The following is a 16,803-nucleotide window of genomic DNA, read 5'->3' on the forward strand; positions in this document are numbered from 1 at the left end:
GGGCGGCAAATTGTATCGGCGAACCGGAAAGCTGATGAAGAGCCTTTCCAGTCCCTTCAATTGACAGCACAATTCCATTCATGTCAGCGACCGTGGTGGCGCAGCATTCAGGAAACGACATGGCAAGACGGTCTGATTCGCAGGGAAGACTTGATGACGCAGCGCGGGCCGGGTGGCTCTACTACGTGGCCGGCCGGACGCAGGACGAAATTGCCGCCGCCATGGGCATTTCCCGCCAGTCGGCCCAGCGGCTTGTCTCGCTTGCCGTCGCCGAACGCCTGATCAAGGTCCGGCTCGACCATCCGATCTCCGCCTGTCTTGAGCTGTCCAACGCGCTGCGCGACAAGTTCAACCTGCGTTATATCGATGTCGTGCCCTCCGATCCGGTCGGTACATCAACGACGGTTGGCATTGCCGAAGCCGCTGCCGCGGAAATCGAACGCTGGCTGAAGAAGCCGGAGCCCATCGTGCTGGCGATCGGGACCGGGCGAACCCTGAAGGCCGCGGTCGACCAGTTGCCGTCGATGGAGTGCCCGCAGCATCGAATCGTGTCGCTGACCGGCAATATCACGCCGGACGGCTCAGCCGCCTATTACAACGTCATCTTCTCGATGGCGGATGCCATCAAGGCCCGGCATTTTCCGATGCCGCTTCCGGTCCTCTGCTCGTCGGCGGAAGAGCGCGTTCTGCTGCATGGCCAGCCGATCGTTCAGTCCACGCTCACGCTGGGTGCTGCCGCCGATGTCACCTTCGTCGGAATCGGCGAACTCGGCGAGGATGCGCCGCTCTGCGTCGACGGGTTCCTGGCACCGGACGACATGGCAGCACTGATGAGCCGCGGCGCCGTTGGCGAGATCTGCGGCTGGATGTTCGACCAGAACGGCAAGCTTCTCGCCGACCCGATCAATGACCGGGTGGCCAGCGTGCCCATCCCGCCGCGCGAGCGGGGAACCGTGATCGGCGTGGCGCTTGGCCGCCGCAAGGAACGCTCCATGGCCGCCGCATTGCGGGGCGGCATGATCAACGGCCTGATCACCGACGAGAAGACCGCTGAGCATATGCTCTCCGCCTGAGCAAAATATTTTCTATTGAAATTCAATGATGTACGCGCCCGTCGCTGCGTTGCAGCGACGAATGGCGCTTGACATCTGTTGTCATAAAATGAGTAATTGCCCATGAGCAAGGCGAATGCTCGTTTTAAAGTTCTTCTGGGAGGAAGACATGACATTAAAAACCATTCTGCTCGGCGCGGTCTCTGCGCTGGCGTTCTCCGGCGCGGCCTCCGCCGAGACCCTTACCATCGCCACCGTCAACAACGGCGACATGATCCGCATGCAGAAGCTGACGGATGACTTCAAGGCGAAGAACCCGGGCATTGACCTCGAATGGGTGACGCTGGAAGAAAACGTCCTGCGTCAGCGCGTCACCACCGACATCGCCACCAAGAGCGGCCAGTACGACGTGATGACCATCGGCATCTACGAGACGCCGATCTGGGGCAAGCAGGGCTGGCTCGCACCGCTGGACAAGCTGACCAGCGACGCAAAATACGACGCCAACGACCTTCTGCCGCCGATCCGGTCCGGCCTGACGGTGGACGGCAAGCTCTACGCCGCCCCCTTCTACGGCGAAAGCTCGATGGTGATGTACCGCAAGGATCTGTTCGACAAGGCCGGCCTGAAGATGCCGGAAAAGCCGACCTGGGACTTCATTGCGGACGCGGCCCGCAAGATCACCAACAAGGGTTCCGAAACCTACGGCATCTGCCTGCGCGGCAAGGCCGGCTGGGGCGAGAACATGGCCTTCCTGACGGCGACCGCCAATTCCTTCGGCGCCCGCTGGTTCGACGAGAACTGGAAACCGCAGTTCGACCAGCCGGAATGGAAGAACACGCTCGACTTCTACGTCAAGCTGATGAAGGACGCCGGCCCTCCGGGTGCTTCATCCAACGGCTTCAACGAAAACCTGGCGCTCTTCCAGACCGGCAAATGCGGCATGTGGATCGACGCGACCGTTGCCGCCTCCTTCGTCACCAATCCGAAGGAAAGCAAGGTTGCCGATCAGGTCGGTTTTGCACTCGCCCCGGACAATGGGCTTGGCAAGCGCGGCAACTGGCTGTGGTCTTGGAACCTCGCCATCCCGGCCGGTTCCAAGAAGGTGGAAGCGGCGGAAAAGTTCATCGCCTGGGCAACCAGCAAGGACTATCTGAACCTCGTTGCGGAAAAGGAAGGCTGGGCGAACGTTCCTCCGGGCACGCGCACCTCGCTTTACCAGAACCCGGAATACCAGAAGGCCGCCGCCTTCGCCAAGATGACGCTCGACTCGATCAACGCGGCAGACCCGAAGAAGCCGACGGTGAAGCCGGTTCCCTATGAAGGCGTCCAGTACGTGGCGATCCCGGAATTCCAGGGCATCGGCACGGCGGTCGGCCAGCAGTTCTCCGCAGCCCTTGCCGGCCAGGTTTCGGTCGATCAGGCGCTGAAGAACGCCCAGCAACTGACCGAACGCGAAATGGCCAAGGCGGGTTATCCGAAGAAGTGAGGTTTCTGGGCGTTTGCCCCTCACCCTAGCCCTCTCCCCGTGAACGGGGAGAGGGGACCGGCAAAGATCCTGGTTTTGCAGATAAGACCCCTCCCCAACCCCTCCCCACAAGGGGGAGGGGCTTAACCCGCAGCACTCACCGCACTCCTCCGTTTGGGGCAGGTGAATGCCGCGAGGTTTCTCCCCCCTTGTGGGGGAGACGGCGGCAGCCAGAGGGGGAGGTTCTGACTAAGTTCAACAGAACAAGAGGCGGGCTTCCATGGCGACGACCCACACCCGTTCGGCAGCACGCCTGATGATGGCGCCGTCCGTCATCCTGCTGTTTGCCTGGATGATCGTGCCGCTCGGCATGACCATCTATTTCTCCTTCCTGCGCTACAACCTGCTGATGCCGGGCATGGAGGAGTTCACCGGTTTCCTGAACTACCAGTTCTTTCTCAGCGACCCGGCCTTCTTTGCGGCGCTGAGCAATACACTCCTCTTGGTTCTCGGTGTCCTGCTGATCACCGTCATCGGCGGGATTGCCTTTGCGCTTCTGCTCGACCAGCCGATGTTCGGCCAGGGGATCGTGCGCATCCTGGTGATCGCGCCCTTCTTCGTGATGCCGACGGTGTCCGCGCTCGTCTGGAAGAACATGTTCATGAACCCGGTGAACGGCCTGTTCGCCTGGATCGCGCGCAGCCTCGGTTTTGCACCAATCGATTTTCTCGCGACCATTCCGCTGCTCTCGGTCATCATCATCGTCGCATGGCAATGGTTGCCCTTTGCGACGCTGATCATGCTGACCGCCCTTCAGTCTCTGGACGAGGAGCAGAAGGAAGCCGCGGAAATGGATGGCGCCGGGTTCGTCTCGCGTTTCATCTACATTGTCCTGCCGCACATGGCCCGCGCGATCACCGTCGTCATCCTGATCGAGACGATCTTCCTGCTGTCGGTGTTTGCCGAGATCCTGGTGACCACCAATGGCGGGCCGGGCACGGAGAGCACCAACCTCACCTACCTCGTCTATGCGCAGGCGCTGTTGCAGTTCGATATCGGCGGAGCCTCGGCTGGCGGCATCGTTGCGGTCATCCTCGCCAATATCGTCGCGATCTTCCTCGTGCGCCTCATCGGCAAGAATCTGGAGGCCTGACACAATGGCACGCAAGGTTTCCACAAAACGAAAACTCGTCATGACGGCGATCGCCTGGACGCTCGGTTTCCTGATCTTCTTCCCGATCCTCTGGACCTTCCTCACCAGCTTCAAATCGGAAGGTGACGCGATCGCCTCGCCGCCCGTCTTCCTGTTCTTCCACTGGACGACGGAGAACTACACAGAGGTGCAGAGCCGCTCCGATTATGTGCTGCATTTCTGGAACTCGGTGATCATGTCGGTCGGTTCGACACTGCTCGGGCTTCTGATCGCCATTCCGTCTGCCTGGGCCATGGCCTTTTCGCCGACCAAGCGGACCAAGGACGTCCTGATGTGGATGCTCTCCACCAAGATGATGCCGCCGGTCGGTGCGCTGATCCCGGTCTACCTGATTTTCCGCGACATGGGCCTGCTCGACAGCCGCATCGGCCTCGTGATCGTGCTGACGCTCATCAACCTGCCGATCATCGTGTGGATGCTCTACACCTACTTCAAGGAAATCCCCGGCGAGATCCTTGAGGCAGCCCGCATGGACGGGGCCTCGCTTGCCAAGGAGATCGTCTACGTGCTGACGCCGATGGCGATCCCCGGCATCGCCTCGACGCTGTTGCTCAACATCATCCTCGCCTGGAACGAGGCCTTCTGGACGCTGAACCTCACGACCTCGAGGGCCGCACCGCTCACCACCTTCATCGCCTCGTATTCGAGCCCGGAAGGTCTTTTCTACGCAAAACTCTCGGCCGCCTCGACCATGGCGATCGCCCCCATCCTGATCCTCGGCTGGTTCAGCCAGAAGCAGCTGGTGCGCGGTCTCACCTTCGGCGCCGTGAAATAACGGGCTTATAAAGGAACACGAAAATGGGCAGCATTACCCTGCGCAAGGTTTCCAAGGTTTTCGGCGAAGCCAAGGTCATCCCCTCGATCGACCTCGACATCAACGACGGTGAATTCGTTGTCTTCGTCGGCCCCTCCGGCTGCGGAAAATCCACGCTGCTGCGACTGATCGCCGGGCTGGAGGACGTCTCCGGCGGCGAGATCGTCATTGACGGCAAGGATGCGACCGAAGCGGCGCCCGCGCAGCGCGGGCTCGCGATGGTCTTCCAGTCCTATGCGCTTTATCCGCATATGAGCGTGCGTTCCAACATCGCCTTCCCGCTGAAGATGGCGAACCTCGACAGGGCGGAGATCGACCGCAAGGTGGCGGATGCGGCGCGTGTGCTGAACCTCACCGATTATCTCGACCGCAAACCACGCCAGTTGTCGGGCGGCCAGAGACAGCGCGTGGCGATCGGCCGGGCGATTGTGCGCCAGCCGAAAGCCTTCCTGTTCGACGAACCGCTGTCGAACCTCGACGCGGCGCTGCGCGTCAACATGCGCCTTGAAATCAGCGAACTGCACCAGACGCTGAAGACCACGATGATCTATGTGACACACGACCAAGTGGAGGCCATGACCATGGCCGACAAGATCGTGGTCCTGAACCGTGGCCGCATCGAGCAGGTGGGCTCGCCGCTCGAGCTTTACCGCCGGCCCGCCAACCTGTTCGTCGCGGGGTTCATCGGCTCGCCGCGCATGAACCTGATCGAGGGCGAATTTGCCCGGTCGAAGGGGGCAAAGACCGTAGGCATACGGCCGGAACACATGACGCTGTCGCGCGAAGCGGGCAGCTGGGAAGGCGTCGTCACCGTCGCCGAGCATCTCGGCTCCGATACCTTCCTGCATGTGGAGGTGAAGGGCATCGGCTCGCTCACCGCACGGGCCGGCGGCGAGTTTTCCTGCCGGCATGGCGACCGGGTGTTCCTGACACCGGACGAGGACAAGCTGCACCGCTTCGACGACAGCGGCCTGGCGATTACCAGCGACCGCGCCGCCTGAACGGTAGGGCGGCCCGTGGGGCGGCCCAGCCAAGACACACTTCAATGACCTGGACCCTCCGAGGACCTCAGACCATGACGATCAAACTCTCGCGCTCCCACCTTTCGGATGTGGCCAAAACGGCGGCCGTGCCGCAATACGATCCGCAGCGCCTGATGGCGGGCATCCTGCATTTCGGCGTCGGGAATTTTCACCGCGCGCACCAGGCCGTTTATCTGGACGACCTGTTCAACGAAGGGCTCGACCACGACTGGGGCATCATCGGCGCGGGCGTCCTGCCTTCCGACCAGGCGATGCGTGAGAAACTCGCCGCCCAGGATTTCCTGACCACCGTCGTGGAACAGGACAACAACCGGACGGCCGCGCGCGTCACCGCGCCGATGATCGATATCCTGCCGGTCGGCGAGACGACGGCGATCATCGAAGCGCTCGCCAATCCAAAAATCCGCATCGTCTCGATGACGATCACGGAAGGCGGTTATTTCATCGATGCGAACGGCCACTTCAATCCGACGCATCCGGCGATCCAGGCCGACGCGGCCAATCCGTCCGATCCGAAGACGGTCTTCGGCCTCATCATCGCCGGCCTCAGGCTTCGCCGCGAGAAGGGCATTGCCCCCTTCACGGTGATGTCGTGCGACAACATTCCCGGCAACGGGCATGTGACGGAAAACACCATCTGCGGCCTTGCCCGCCTCTCCGATCCGGACTTTGCCGACTGGATCCACGACGAAGTTGCCTTCCCGAACTCCATGGTCGACCGCATTACGCCGGCGACGGGCAGCCGCGAGATCGGCATTCTCGCGGATGACTTCGGCATCGAGGACAACTGGCCGGTCTTCTGCGAGGAGTTCAAGCAGTGGGTGATGGAGGATCGTTTTCCCGCCGGCCGGCCGCTGCTCGAGCGGGTGGGCGTTCAGTTCGTACCCGATGTGGCGCCCTATGAACTGATGAAGATCCGCATCCTGAACGGCGGCCATGCGGCGATCGCCTATCCGGCTGCCCTTCTCGACATCCATTTCGTGCATGAGGCGATGGAGCATCCGCTGATCCGGGCTTTCCTCGCCAAGCTGGAGCGGGACGAGATCATCCCCATCGTGCCACCCGTGCCGGACACCGATCTCGACAACTATTTCCAGCTGATCGAGCGCCGGTTCCTCAACCCGAAGATCGGCGACACGATCCCGCGGCTGGCACAGGACGGTTCGAACCGGCAGCCGAAATTCATCCTGCCGTCCACCGCCGACCGGCTGGCCAGGGGCGAGGATGTGATCGGCCTGTCACTTGTCTCGGCGCTCTGGTGCCGCTATTTCGCCGGCACATCCGACAGCGGCAAGGCAATCACCTTCAACGATGCAAGCGCCGACAAACTGCATGCGGCGGCCCTCAGGGCCAAGCAGGACCCGATGGCCTTCCTTGCCTTCGACGAAATTTTTGACGCGGTGTCCGGCTCCGAGCATTTCCGCAGGCGTTTTGCCCATGCGCTGCAAAGCCTGTGGACGGAGGGGACGGCAAAGACCTTGCAGCTCTATCTTGACGACCGTCTGGCGGTTTAGACTGATGCGATGGAACAGGCTCCCGACCCTCTGGTGATCTTCGACTGCGACGGCGTTCTGGTGGACAGCGAGCCTTTGTCCATCCGTGTGCTGATCGATGTCGCACGGGCGCATGGGGCAGAGCTTGACGAAGCGGAAGCCTACCGGAAATTCCTGGGCCGCAGCCTGTCCAATCTGATCAGCGTGCTCGACACCGATTTCGGCATTGCCGCCGATGCCGGTTTTCTGGAGAGAATGCGCAGCGATCTCTACCGACGGTTCGAAACGGAGCTTCAGCCGGTGAGCGGGGTCGCGGATGCGCTTGCGACCTTGCCGTTTCGCCGCTGCGTTGCCTCGTCCAGCCAGCCGGAGCGCATCCGGTTGTCGCTGAGACTGACGGGATTGCTGGCCTTCTTCGAGCCGCATATCTTCAGCGCCACCATGGTGGACAATGGCAAGCCAGCACCGGATCTGTTCCTGCATGCGGCGCAAGTGATGCAGACTGAGCCGGTCGACTGCATCGTCATCGAGGACAGCCCGGCCGGCATCCTGGCAGCCAAACGTGCGGGCATGACCGTTTTCGCCTTTACCGGCGGTTCGCATGCAGACCGGGCGGAATACCGCCGGGAGGTTGCGGCACTTTCTCCTGACGTTACGTTTGACGCGATGTCCGATTTGCTCCACCTTATTCAAAAATACAGCAGGGAACCGGCTGCCCGCTCGTCTCTTCCGGCGCCATGAGCGCCGGTCGACGCGGAGGCGCGGCAGGATTCGACAGGATGGGAAGACGGACCTGATGCGCAAGCTTGTGGTGGCGGTCGATGTGGGAACGGCCAGCGCACGCGCAGGCGTCTTCACCGCCGAGGGAGAACTGCTCGCCAAGGACAGTCAGCCGATCCTCATGCGCCGCGATGGCGATGTGGTTGCCGAGCACGATTCCGAAAACATCTGGCGGGCCACCTGCCATGCGGTGAAGGCGGCCATGGCAGAGGCGAAAGCCCGGCCGGAGGAGGTAGCCGGCCTTGGCTTCGACGCAACCTGCTCAATCGTACTGCGTGACCGAGAAGGGCAGCCGCTGACGCTTGGCATGGCCGGCGACGCGCGCTTCGACACCATGGTGTGGCTCGATCACCGGGCCGTGGACGAGGCGGAAGCGCTGAACGCCACCGGACATCCCGTCCTCGACTTCTGCGGCGGCAGCGTCTCGCCGGAAATGCAGATGCCGAAACTCATGTGGCTCAAGCGGCACAGGCCCGATCTCTGGCAGGTGATGGGCCATGCTTTCGACCTTGCGGACTTCATGACCTGGCGCGCGACCGGATCTCCCGCGCGCTCACGATCGACGCTGACGGCCAAGTGGAACTACCTGGCGCATGAGGACGACGGCTGGCGGCAGGATTTCCTGACCGCAGCCGGCCTTGACGACCTTCTCGAACGGGCAGGTTTGCCGACCGCTTCGCTGCCGGTCGGCGCGCATCTCGGGCGGCTGACGAAAAGAGCGGCCGACGATCTCGGTCTGACGGAAGACTGCATCGTCTCGCCGGGCATCATCGATGCCTATGCCGGCGCGCTGGGGGCACTCGGCGCAACCGTTGGGGATGCGGGTCAATCCGGCGATCTCGCGCTTATCGGCGGCACATCGGGCTGCATCGTGGCGCTTTCGTCCGCCCCCATTATTGCGAGAAGCCTCTGGGGGCCCTTTTCCGGCGCGCTTCTGCCGGATGTCTGGCTGGTCGAGGGCAGCCAGTCCGCTGCAGGTGCGCTGCTCGACCATGTGGTTCGTATGCATGCGGCAGGCGGCGAACCGCTCCCGGCGCTTCACCAACGCATCATCGAGCGCATCGGCATGCTGCGCAAGGACGCGCCCTACACGCTGGGGGAAGGGCTGAACATCCTGCCGGATTTTCACGGCAACCGCGCCCCGCTTGCCGATCCGCGCGCAACGGGCACGATCGCGGGTCTCACGCTCGACACCTCGTTCGACGGCCTCTGCCGCCTTTACTGGCGCGCCTGCGTGGCGCTAGCTCTTGGCATCCGGCAGATTCTTGAAACGATGCAGGCGAGCGGCTACCCAATCCGCACCCTGCATGCGGCGGGCGGCCATGTGCGCAACCCGCTTCTGGTGGAGCTATATGCCGACGTGACCGGCCTGCCGGTCCGGCTTCCGACGGCCCGCGATGCGGTTCTGCTCGGAACCGCGATTGCGGCGGCAACCGGTGCCGGTCTTCATCCCGATCTTCTAACGGCGGCAAAGGCTATGGATCAGGGTTGCGTGCAGCTTTCGCCCAATCTCGAAGCCCGGCCTCATTACGAGCGGGACTACCGGCGCTTCCTCATGATGCAGCGGCACCGTGCCGAGCTTGGTGCGGTTGGCTAGGCGGTCTGGACGAAGGCGGTCTTCATCCCGCTTTTGCCTGCGGCGCGTCGTCGAGCGGTTGGCCGATATCGGCGCTCGGTTTGCCAAACAGATACCCCTGCAGGGAGTTGATCCCCAACTCCTCCAATTGTGCGGCCTGTCGTTCCGTCTCGACACCTTCCGCAATGATCTCGATGCCGAGATCCCGTGCAATCACCGTGGTGCCGCTGATGATTGCCCGCCCATGGGTGTCGAGCGCCTGAACAAAGGACTTGTCGATCTTCAACGCGCTGATCGGCATCTCGTGCAGTCGAGAGAGCGACGAATAACCCGTGCCGAAATCATCCACATGGATCTCGATGCCAAGCCCTTTCAATGCCGTGAGAACGGTCAGGATCACCGTTCTGTTGCGCGGGTCGAAGACGGATTCCGTCACTTCCAGCACCAGAGAACGCGGTGGCACCCTTTGGGCCGAGAGGGCGGACCGGACCTGCTCGACGAAACCCGGCGCGACCAGCTGGCGGACGGAAACGTTGACGGCAACCTTCACCCCATGGCGCAACAGGTCCTCGGACGCGAGCCGGGCCAGCGCCTCGTTGAGGACGAAGGCGCCAAGCTTGACGATGTCGCCCGTTTCTTCCGCAACAGCGATGAATTCGTCCGGGCTGACACGGCCGAGCTTGGGGCTGACCCAGCGACAGAGAGCCTCATAACATTCCACCCGGTGGGAACCCGCCTTGACGATCGGCTGGAATGCGACGGTAAACTCGCGGCGTTCGAGGGCGCTCTTGAACGACTGGGCGATGGTGAGATTGCGCTCCTGCTCGGTCAGCAGCGCGCAATTGTAGCTTTCGGTCACGCCGCGGCCCTTGCGTTTGGCGGCCCCGGCGGCCAGATCCGCACAATGGATCGCTTCGCTGATATCGTCGTCAGTTCGGATCGCAAAGGCGATACCCGCGCTGAAACTGATGCTCAGGTCGTGGCCGGCAATTTCCATCGGCTGCTCGACGAGGCTGCGGATGTGTTCTGCGAGCGCGATCGTTTTGTCGTGCAAGCTATCCTGGGGTCCGCTCAGCACGATGACGAATTCATCGCCGCCCCAGCGGCAAAGGGCTGCGTCGGGCGCGACACCGTCAGAGAGCCTACCGGCGGTCTCGGCCAGAACGCGGTCGCCGAACGTATGCCCAAGCCCGTCATTGATCTGCTTGAAGCGGTCGAGATCGATGAAGATCGCCGCGAAGGCGTCGTCATGGCCCAGCTGATCCTTGCGCTGTTCGCACCAGCGCAGCAGGCCGGTGCGGTTCAAGACATCGGTCAGCGCATCGTGTTCGGCCAGCGTCTTCAGCTCCGTCGTGCGCTGGCTGACCCGCGCTTCCAGAGTGGCATTGAGCTCCGCAAGCGCCTGCTGTTCCGCCTGGAGGTTGAGGACCAGATCCTGATTGGCAAAACGCAGCATCAGCGACTTTGCGAGAACCTGGTGATTGTTGCGATGGACGACCAGCATGGCAAGGGTGAAGACGACGCCGAGCAGCGCAATCACCGGATCGGGCCGCGTCGTCAGCATCAGGGCCACCGACCCCTGCAACAGCATGCCACTGATATAGAGGCGGCCCACCAGGATTTCCGCCGCAAGCGTGCCCGTGGCACCGGCGGCCAGCGCCGAAATGATGATCAGACCAGTGTGGCGAATTGTATCCGTTCCATGGATCACCGCCCAGAAGGTGAAGCTTGCCCAGACCAGGCAGACAATCAGCTGGCCGGCCCCATTGTAAATCCGCAATCGCCGGATGACATGCAGCGGCAGGACCGCGCTTGCGCGGAAGATCGGCCGGCTGCGTGCGACCTGGGCAAGCCGTGCAGCACACAGAACAAGCTGTGCCGACAGCCACAGGATCAGGAGGGCTTGGACCTCCACAATCGGCCAGGCGAGATAGGCCGCTCCGAGCGAGGCAAACAGGTGGACGAAAACACTGGCGGTGGTGTTCTTGTAGGCGATGCGCAGAAGCGCGGTCTGCAGCCGCGCATCATACACCTGTCGCGGCGGAAGCGCCTGCGGCTGCGGCTGCGCGGATGAAGCATCCGGGGGGCGGCCCCTCTCGTCCGTAGACGAAATACTTGCATCCATACTCAACGTCCCTTCACTCCACCGGTTTCGAACCGTCGACACCCTGCGAGACCTATCCATGATGCCGAATATTAGGCGCCACTGGTTACGTATGTTCTAATGCACCGACGCATATTGACGTCAAAGAGGGATTGTTCAGCCGGTTTTACTTGAACTCAACTTTACGTAGGGGAAACACACCACCTCCTGTGCTCAAAGACTGAGCGAGCACAGAGATTGTGCAATTTGCATCACACCCCCTCGACAAGTGAGCAGTGATGCGTTACCAGATTGCTTAATCGATTAATCAACAAGGCCGCCCATGTCCGTCAGCCGCCCCGGCTCCAGCCTCAACGAGATCGCCACGCTGCTCGGCGTGTCATCGGCGACGGTGTCGAATGCGCTGGCCGGAAAAGGCCGGGTTTCGGCGGAACTGGCGGACAAGATCCGCGCGACGGCCGCTTCGCTCGGCTATACGCCAAGCATGACGGGCCGCGCGCTGCGCACCGGGCGCACCCAGGTTCTGGGTCTCGTTCTGCCGAACATCGCCAATCCGCTTTTCCCGCAGATTGCCCAGGCGATCGAACAGGCAGCCTCAAAGGCCGGTTACGGCGTGCTGATCGCCGACTCGCATGGCGACATCGCCGCGCAGACCGCCGCCATCAACCGGCTGATCGAACGTTCGGTGGATGGCATCGTGGTCGTCCCGCGGCGCGGCACCCGCGTCGCCGACATCGGCAGACCGGTCGCCGTGATCGACAGCCCGTCTACACCCGGAAACACGGTTTCCGCAGACCATTGGCAAGGTGGCCAAGCGGTCGTCGATCATCTGGCAGAACTTGGCCACCGCTCATTTCTCTTGATCGGCAACAACCCGGATTCGAACGTCCAGAACGACCGCATCGGCGGCATGAAATCCCGCCTGCCGGCCAATGGCCGCGCGGAGGTGCTGTGGATCGAAAACCATGAGAAGAACAAGGGCAAAGGCGCCCCATTGGGGCTGAAGGACAAGGTGGCCGAGGGTTTTACCGCCTTCTGTGCCGTCTCCGACCTTCACGCGCTGCGCGCACTGACCGAGTTGCAGGGTGCCGGCATCGCCGTACCCGAACAGGTGAGCGTCACCGGTTTCGACGACCTCGTGTTTTCCTCGGTCATCACGCCGAGCCTCACCACCGTACGCATGGACATGGGCACGATTGCCGAGATCGCGATCGCGGCGCTTTCCCGTGCAATCGAGACCGAGACCAAAGCTTTACCCGAACAACTGCGGACGACATCAGGCACGCTTGTCACCGCGGAGCAAAAAAGCGTGCCGATGGCGCTTGTCGTCCGTCAGACCTCCGGACGCAGAGCGTTGACCCCGCAAAAGATGGATCTGCTTCCAGAAGGAGAACACCGATGAAAAAGACACTGCTGACCACCGCCTCCGTCCTCATGCTGGCGAGTGGCGTTGCGCAGGCTGAGGACAAGACGCTGACGATCTCCGTCTATGCCTTTGCCCAGGACGAGTTCAAGACGATCGTCTACGAACCCTTCGAAAAGAAGTGCGGCTGCAAGCTGGTGGTCGAGACCGGCAACAGCGTCGAGCGGCTCGCCAAGATGGAAGAGCACAAGGCAAGCCCCGTCGTCGACATGGCCGTCGTCTCCATGGCAGACGCGCTGGCCGCCTCCCGCAAGGGTCTGATCGACAAGGTCGATACCGCCAAGCTCTCCAGCTTCAACAAGCTCTATGACATCGCCAAGGATCCGAACGGCGACGGCATGAGCGTCGGTTACACCTTCTACGCCACCTCGATCGTCTACCGCACCGACAAGATGAAGATCGATTCCTGGGGCGATCTCTTGAAGGACGACATCGTTTCACATGTCGCCTTCCCGAACGTAACCACCAACCAGGGCCCGCCGGCGCTCTACATGCTGGGCCAGGCGCTTGGCACCGACGCACCGGACCTGAAGACGCCGATCGAGGCGCTGGGCGCCAAGAAAGACAAAGTCGTCACCTTCTACGTGAAGTCCTCACAGCTCGTGCAGCTGATGCAGCAGGAAGAGATCTGGGCGGCACCCGTCGGCCGTTTCTCCTGGGCACCGTTCACGAAGCTCGGCCTGCCGCTCGCCTGGGCCACTCCGAAGGAAGGCCAGACCGGCGGCATGAACGTCATGGTCGTCACCAAGAATTCGAAGAACCGCGATCTGGCGCTTGAATTCATGGATTTCTGGCTCTCGACCGAGGTGCAGACGAAGCTTGCCGAAAAGCTGATCGACAGCCCGGCCAACGCCGAGGTGAAGGTTTCCGACGAAGTGGCGAACAACATCACCTTTGGGGCAGACACCGCCAAGAGCCTGAAGCTGATCCCGTCTGACGTGGCCCTCGACTACCGCGACAAGTGGCTGTCCGAATGGAACAGCAAGGTCGGTCAATAAGCGGGACGACGTCCCTTTCCGAATGCCTCCCAAGGCTGGGGACGCGGTGACGGGCGCAAATGCCTTCACCGTGTCCCGCAAAGGCTGCGCCTCTGCACTGCTTCACACGCATGCCATCCGCAAGCACTGCGGATGGCAAACCATCAAACCCGATCCGCGCAGCCCGTGACGGTGCGAAAGCCCTCCCCTGCGCCCATTGAGGCACCACCATGTTCCAGAACCGCGCGGAAGGACTGGCGCTGGCATTGCCGGCGGCGCTGTTTGCGGCCCTCGTCTTCCTCGTTCCCGTCGTGCTCCTGCTGTCGGAAGGCTTTCGTAATGCCGACCAGTGGACGCTCTCGGCCTATGTCGACTTCTTCTCGCAGCCGCTGAACCGCACCGTCTTCCTGCGCACGCTGAAGCTATCGGCACTTGTGACCCTCGTTGCGGCCGTGATCGGTTATGCCGCGGCCTATGCGATCGTCTCGCTGCCGCCGGGCGCAAAGGGCCGCATGGTCGGGTTGGTCGTACTGCCGCTGATGATCTCGCCGGTTGCCCGCACCTATGCCTGGATCGTCATTCTCGGCCGCACCGGCATTATCAACCAGGCGCTGCAGGCAATCGGACTGACGGACGAGCCGATCCGCATCCTGTTTTCCGAAACGGCGATCTTCATCGGCCTGCTTCAACTCTTCCTGCCGCTGATGATCATCTCGCTCATCTCCGCCCTGGAAAACCTGCCGCGTGATGTGGTGCCCGCCGCACGCGTGCTCGGCGCCGGCTGGCTCAGCGTCTTCTGGAAGATCATCCTGCCGCTGACCAAGGAGGGCCTCGTGATTGGCGGCACGCTCGTCTTCACCGGGTCTATGACCGCCTATATCACGCCCGCCATTCTCGGCGGCTCGAAGGTGCTGATGCTCGAAACCCTGCTTTACCAGCAGGTGACCGTGTCCAACAATTTCGTCGCCGCCAGCGTCATCGCCTTCATCCTGATCGTCATGAGCTTTGCCGCCAACATTCTGCTGAAACGCATTGCCAGTGCCAGAAGGAGCGGCAAATGATCCGTCGCCTGTTCACGCCTCTCACGCTGTTCCTGATGATGCTTTTCCTCATCGGGCCGTTCCTCATCATCGTCGCGGCCTCTTTCTCCGCCGGCGAGACGCTGGCCTTTCCGCCGCAGGGATTTTCCTTCCGCTGGATTATCAAGGTCTTCACCATCGAGAGCTTTCGCCAGAGTTTTGGCGTCTCGATGTTCCTCGCGATCGGCGGCACGCTCGCGGCCCTCATCCTCGGCATTCCTGCCTCATACGCGATGTCGCGTTATCGGCTCCCATTTGCCGAAACCGTGCGTTTCCTCGTCTCCATGCCGATCATCGTTCCGGGCATCATCGTCGGTCTGGCGCTTCTGCGTTATTTCGTGATCCCGGTCGGCATGTCGGTGACGCTGGCGCTCTTTGTTGCGCATACGGCGCTGATCCTGCCCTATGCGGTGCGGGTCGTTTCGGCGAGCCTCGCCAATCTGCGCGCCGACATCGAGGAGGCGGCCGTGATCCTCGGTTCGTCGCGTCTTGGCGCCTTCTTCCGCGTCGTGCTGCCGAATATCCGCGGCGGCATTCTCTCGGCCTTCATTCTCGGTTTCGTCACCAGCTTCAACCAGGTGCCGGTCTCGCTGTTCCTGTCGGGTCCGGGTGTCCGCACGCTGCCGATCGACATGCTGGGTTACATGGAAAACGTGTTCGACCCGTCGATTGCGGCGCTTTCCTCGCTTCTCGCCTTCCTGTCCATCGGCATCGTTTTTGCCGCAGAACGTTTCCTGGGGTTCTCCCGCTATGTCTGATCAAACCTATCTCTCGCTCGAAAACCTGTCGCTCGCCTATGGCAAGACGACTGCCGTCAAGGATCTCAACCTGACGATCAGGAAGGGCGAACTGCTTGCTCTCCTCGGTCCGTCCGGCTGCGGCAAGACCACCACCATGCGCGCCATTGCCGGGCTGATGAACCCCGTCGGCGGCAAGATCGTTCTCGACGGGCGCGACATCACCCATGTGCCAGCCAACAAGCGCGAGATCGGCCTCGTCTTCCAGTCCTATGCGCTTTTCCCGCACCTGACGGTGTTCGAAAACGTCGCCTTCGGGCTTCGCATGAAGGGCGTGCAGGGCAACGAGCTGCGGCAGAAGGTCGAGGCGGGCCTCAAATCCGTCGGGCTCCTTTCCTTTGCTGAGCGCAAAGCGACCGATCTCTCCGGCGGCCAGCAGCAGCGTGTTTCGCTCGCCCGTTCGATGGTGGTGCAGCCGAAGCTGCTGATGCTCGACGAACCGCTGTCGAACCTCGACGCCCGCCTGAGGCTCGACATGCGCAGCGAGTTGCAGCGCCTGCAGAAGGAAACCGGCATGACGATGATCTTCGTCACGCACGACCAGGTCGAGGCTCTCGCGCTTGCCGACAAGATCGTCGTGATGCGCAATGGGGCCATCGAGCAGATCGGCACGCCGGAGGACATCTACAACCGACCGGCCACCGATTTCGTCGCGGATTTCGTCGGTTTCGAGAACATCTTCAAGCTGCGGGACGGGAAACTGATCGCGGATGGAAAAGAGTTTGCCCTCGGCGCCGAATGCCCGAATGCTCCGGGCCTTGCCTGGCGGCCGGGCATGGTGACGCTGGGCGAAGGACCATTCTCCGGAACGGTGCTGGGCGTCTCCTTTGCCGGCAATATCCGCGGTTATGTTCTGGACACACCGCTCGGCCCCATTCGTGCCGAAGTCGATGCAGCGCGCCCCGCCTATACGCTCGGCGAACAGGTCGCCTTCGATCTGCCGGTCGCCTCCGCTGCGCCTCTCCATCGGGTCGGGTGACGCGC

The 16,803-nt window shown here is 62.2% G+C and carries 14 protein-coding genes; 13 read left to right on the forward strand and 1 reads right to left on the reverse strand.

The annotated features are described in order from the left end of the window. Positions 1-119: 119 nt before the first annotated feature. From OU993_RS16430 to OU993_RS16465, 8 genes are all read left to right on the forward strand, one after another. Positions 120-1,073 (forward strand): sugar-binding transcriptional regulator, encoded by a 954-nt coding sequence (locus tag OU993_RS16430; protein ID WP_268159197.1) that lies wholly within the window; start codon positions 120-122, stop codon positions 1,071-1,073. 148 nt (positions 1,074-1,221) lie between these two features. Beyond that, on the forward strand, positions 1,222-2,541 hold the full coding sequence (locus OU993_RS16435; RefSeq protein ID WP_268159199.1) for an ABC transporter substrate-binding protein: 1,320 nt from the start codon (positions 1,222-1,224) through the stop codon (positions 2,539-2,541). 259 nt (positions 2,542-2,800) lie between these two features. Next, positions 2,801-3,673, forward strand: coding sequence for a carbohydrate ABC transporter permease (locus OU993_RS16440; RefSeq protein WP_268159201.1), 873 nt, complete (start codon positions 2,801-2,803; stop codon positions 3,671-3,673). Between the two features lie 4 nt (positions 3,674-3,677). Beyond that, entirely contained in the window at positions 3,678-4,508 is an 831-nt protein-coding gene (locus tag OU993_RS16445; protein ID WP_268159202.1) for a carbohydrate ABC transporter permease, read from the forward strand. A gap of 23 nt (positions 4,509-4,531) precedes the next feature. Further along, the gene (locus OU993_RS16450) at positions 4,532-5,548 is read left to right on the forward strand and encodes an ABC transporter ATP-binding protein (protein WP_268159203.1); all 1,017 of its coding nucleotides are present in this window, start codon (positions 4,532-4,534) and stop codon (positions 5,546-5,548) included. Between the two features lie 74 nt (positions 5,549-5,622). Continuing rightward, positions 5,623-7,104: a mannitol dehydrogenase family protein gene (locus OU993_RS16455; RefSeq protein ID WP_268159205.1), complete on the forward strand. Its 1,482-nt coding sequence runs from the start codon at positions 5,623-5,625 to the stop codon at positions 7,102-7,104. Positions 7,105-7,113: 9 nt separating this feature from the next. Next, a complete protein-coding gene (locus tag OU993_RS16460; protein ID WP_268159206.1) occupies positions 7,114-7,824 on the forward strand; it encodes an HAD family hydrolase in 711 nt (236 codons plus the stop codon). Positions 7,825-7,879: 55 nt separating this feature from the next. Further along, positions 7,880-9,460, forward strand: a complete 1,581-nt coding sequence (locus tag OU993_RS16465; protein WP_268159207.1) for an FGGY-family carbohydrate kinase — start codon at positions 7,880-7,882, stop codon at positions 9,458-9,460. 22 nt (positions 9,461-9,482) lie between these two features. Here the strand turns inward: OU993_RS16465 and OU993_RS16470 are convergent, their stop codons facing one another. After that, positions 9,483-11,564, reverse strand: coding sequence for a putative bifunctional diguanylate cyclase/phosphodiesterase (locus OU993_RS16470; protein ID WP_268159209.1), 2,082 nt, complete (start codon positions 11,562-11,564; stop codon positions 9,483-9,485). Between the two features lie 301 nt (positions 11,565-11,865). On the opposite strand from OU993_RS16470, the gene OU993_RS16475 reads away from it, so the two are divergent. The 5 genes from OU993_RS16475 to OU993_RS16495 all read left to right on the forward strand — a co-directional run bounded on the left by OU993_RS16475 (position 11,866) and on the right by OU993_RS16495 (position 16,798). Continuing rightward, positions 11,866-12,945: a LacI family DNA-binding transcriptional regulator gene (locus OU993_RS16475; protein ID WP_268159210.1), complete on the forward strand. Its 1,080-nt coding sequence runs from the start codon at positions 11,866-11,868 to the stop codon at positions 12,943-12,945. Continuing rightward, positions 12,942-13,964: an ABC transporter substrate-binding protein gene (locus OU993_RS16480; RefSeq protein WP_268159212.1), complete on the forward strand. Its 1,023-nt coding sequence runs from the start codon at positions 12,942-12,944 to the stop codon at positions 13,962-13,964. Before OU993_RS16475 ends, OU993_RS16480 begins: the two co-directional genes overlap by 4 nt. 209 nt (positions 13,965-14,173) lie before the next feature. Continuing rightward, positions 14,174-15,004, forward strand: coding sequence for an ABC transporter permease (locus OU993_RS16485; protein WP_268159213.1), 831 nt, complete (start codon positions 14,174-14,176; stop codon positions 15,002-15,004). Then, on the forward strand, positions 15,001-15,780 hold the full coding sequence (locus tag OU993_RS16490) for an ABC transporter permease (protein WP_268159215.1): 780 nt from the start codon (positions 15,001-15,003) through the stop codon (positions 15,778-15,780). The genes OU993_RS16485 and OU993_RS16490 overlap by 4 nt, the downstream gene beginning before the upstream one ends. After that, positions 15,773-16,798 carry an ABC transporter ATP-binding protein gene (locus tag OU993_RS16495; protein WP_268159217.1) on the forward strand — a complete coding sequence of 342 codons (1,026 nt, stop codon included), beginning with the start codon at positions 15,773-15,775 and terminating at the stop codon, positions 16,796-16,798. Before OU993_RS16490 ends, OU993_RS16495 begins: the two co-directional genes overlap by 8 nt. Positions 16,799-16,803: the final 5 nt, after the last annotated feature.

Origin of the sequence: Rhizobium sp. SL86 (genome assembly GCF_026672545.1) — a bacterium.
GTDB lineage: Bacteria > Pseudomonadota > Alphaproteobacteria > Rhizobiales > Rhizobiaceae > Neorhizobium.

Bases quoted from the DNA above. Each gene is read 5' to 3' on its own strand.
- OU993_RS16430 (WP_268159197.1), top strand. From the start codon at position 120: ATGGCAAGACGGTCTGATTCGCAGGGAAGACTTGATGACGCAGCGCGG.
- OU993_RS16435 (WP_268159199.1), top strand. From the start codon at position 1,222: ATGACATTAAAAACCATTCTGCTCGGCGCGGTCTCTGCGCTGGCGTTC.
- OU993_RS16440 (WP_268159201.1), top strand. From the start codon at position 2,801: ATGGCGACGACCCACACCCGTTCGGCAGCACGCCTGATGATGGCGCCG.
- OU993_RS16445 (WP_268159202.1), top strand. From the start codon at position 3,678: ATGGCACGCAAGGTTTCCACAAAACGAAAACTCGTCATGACGGCGATC.
- OU993_RS16450 (WP_268159203.1), top strand. From the start codon at position 4,532: ATGGGCAGCATTACCCTGCGCAAGGTTTCCAAGGTTTTCGGCGAAGCC.
- OU993_RS16455 (WP_268159205.1), top strand. From the start codon at position 5,623: ATGACGATCAAACTCTCGCGCTCCCACCTTTCGGATGTGGCCAAAACG.
- OU993_RS16460 (WP_268159206.1), top strand. From the start codon at position 7,114: ATGGAACAGGCTCCCGACCCTCTGGTGATCTTCGACTGCGACGGCGTT.
- OU993_RS16465 (WP_268159207.1), top strand. From the start codon at position 7,880: ATGCGCAAGCTTGTGGTGGCGGTCGATGTGGGAACGGCCAGCGCACGC.
- OU993_RS16470 (WP_268159209.1), bottom strand. From the start codon at position 11,564: ATGGATGCAAGTATTTCGTCTACGGACGAGAGGGGCCGCCCCCCGGAT.
- OU993_RS16475 (WP_268159210.1), top strand. From the start codon at position 11,866: ATGTCCGTCAGCCGCCCCGGCTCCAGCCTCAACGAGATCGCCACGCTG.
- OU993_RS16480 (WP_268159212.1), top strand. From the start codon at position 12,942: ATGAAAAAGACACTGCTGACCACCGCCTCCGTCCTCATGCTGGCGAGT.
- OU993_RS16485 (WP_268159213.1), top strand. From the start codon at position 14,174: ATGTTCCAGAACCGCGCGGAAGGACTGGCGCTGGCATTGCCGGCGGCG.
- OU993_RS16490 (WP_268159215.1), top strand. From the start codon at position 15,001: ATGATCCGTCGCCTGTTCACGCCTCTCACGCTGTTCCTGATGATGCTT.
- OU993_RS16495 (WP_268159217.1), top strand. From the start codon at position 15,773: ATGTCTGATCAAACCTATCTCTCGCTCGAAAACCTGTCGCTCGCCTAT.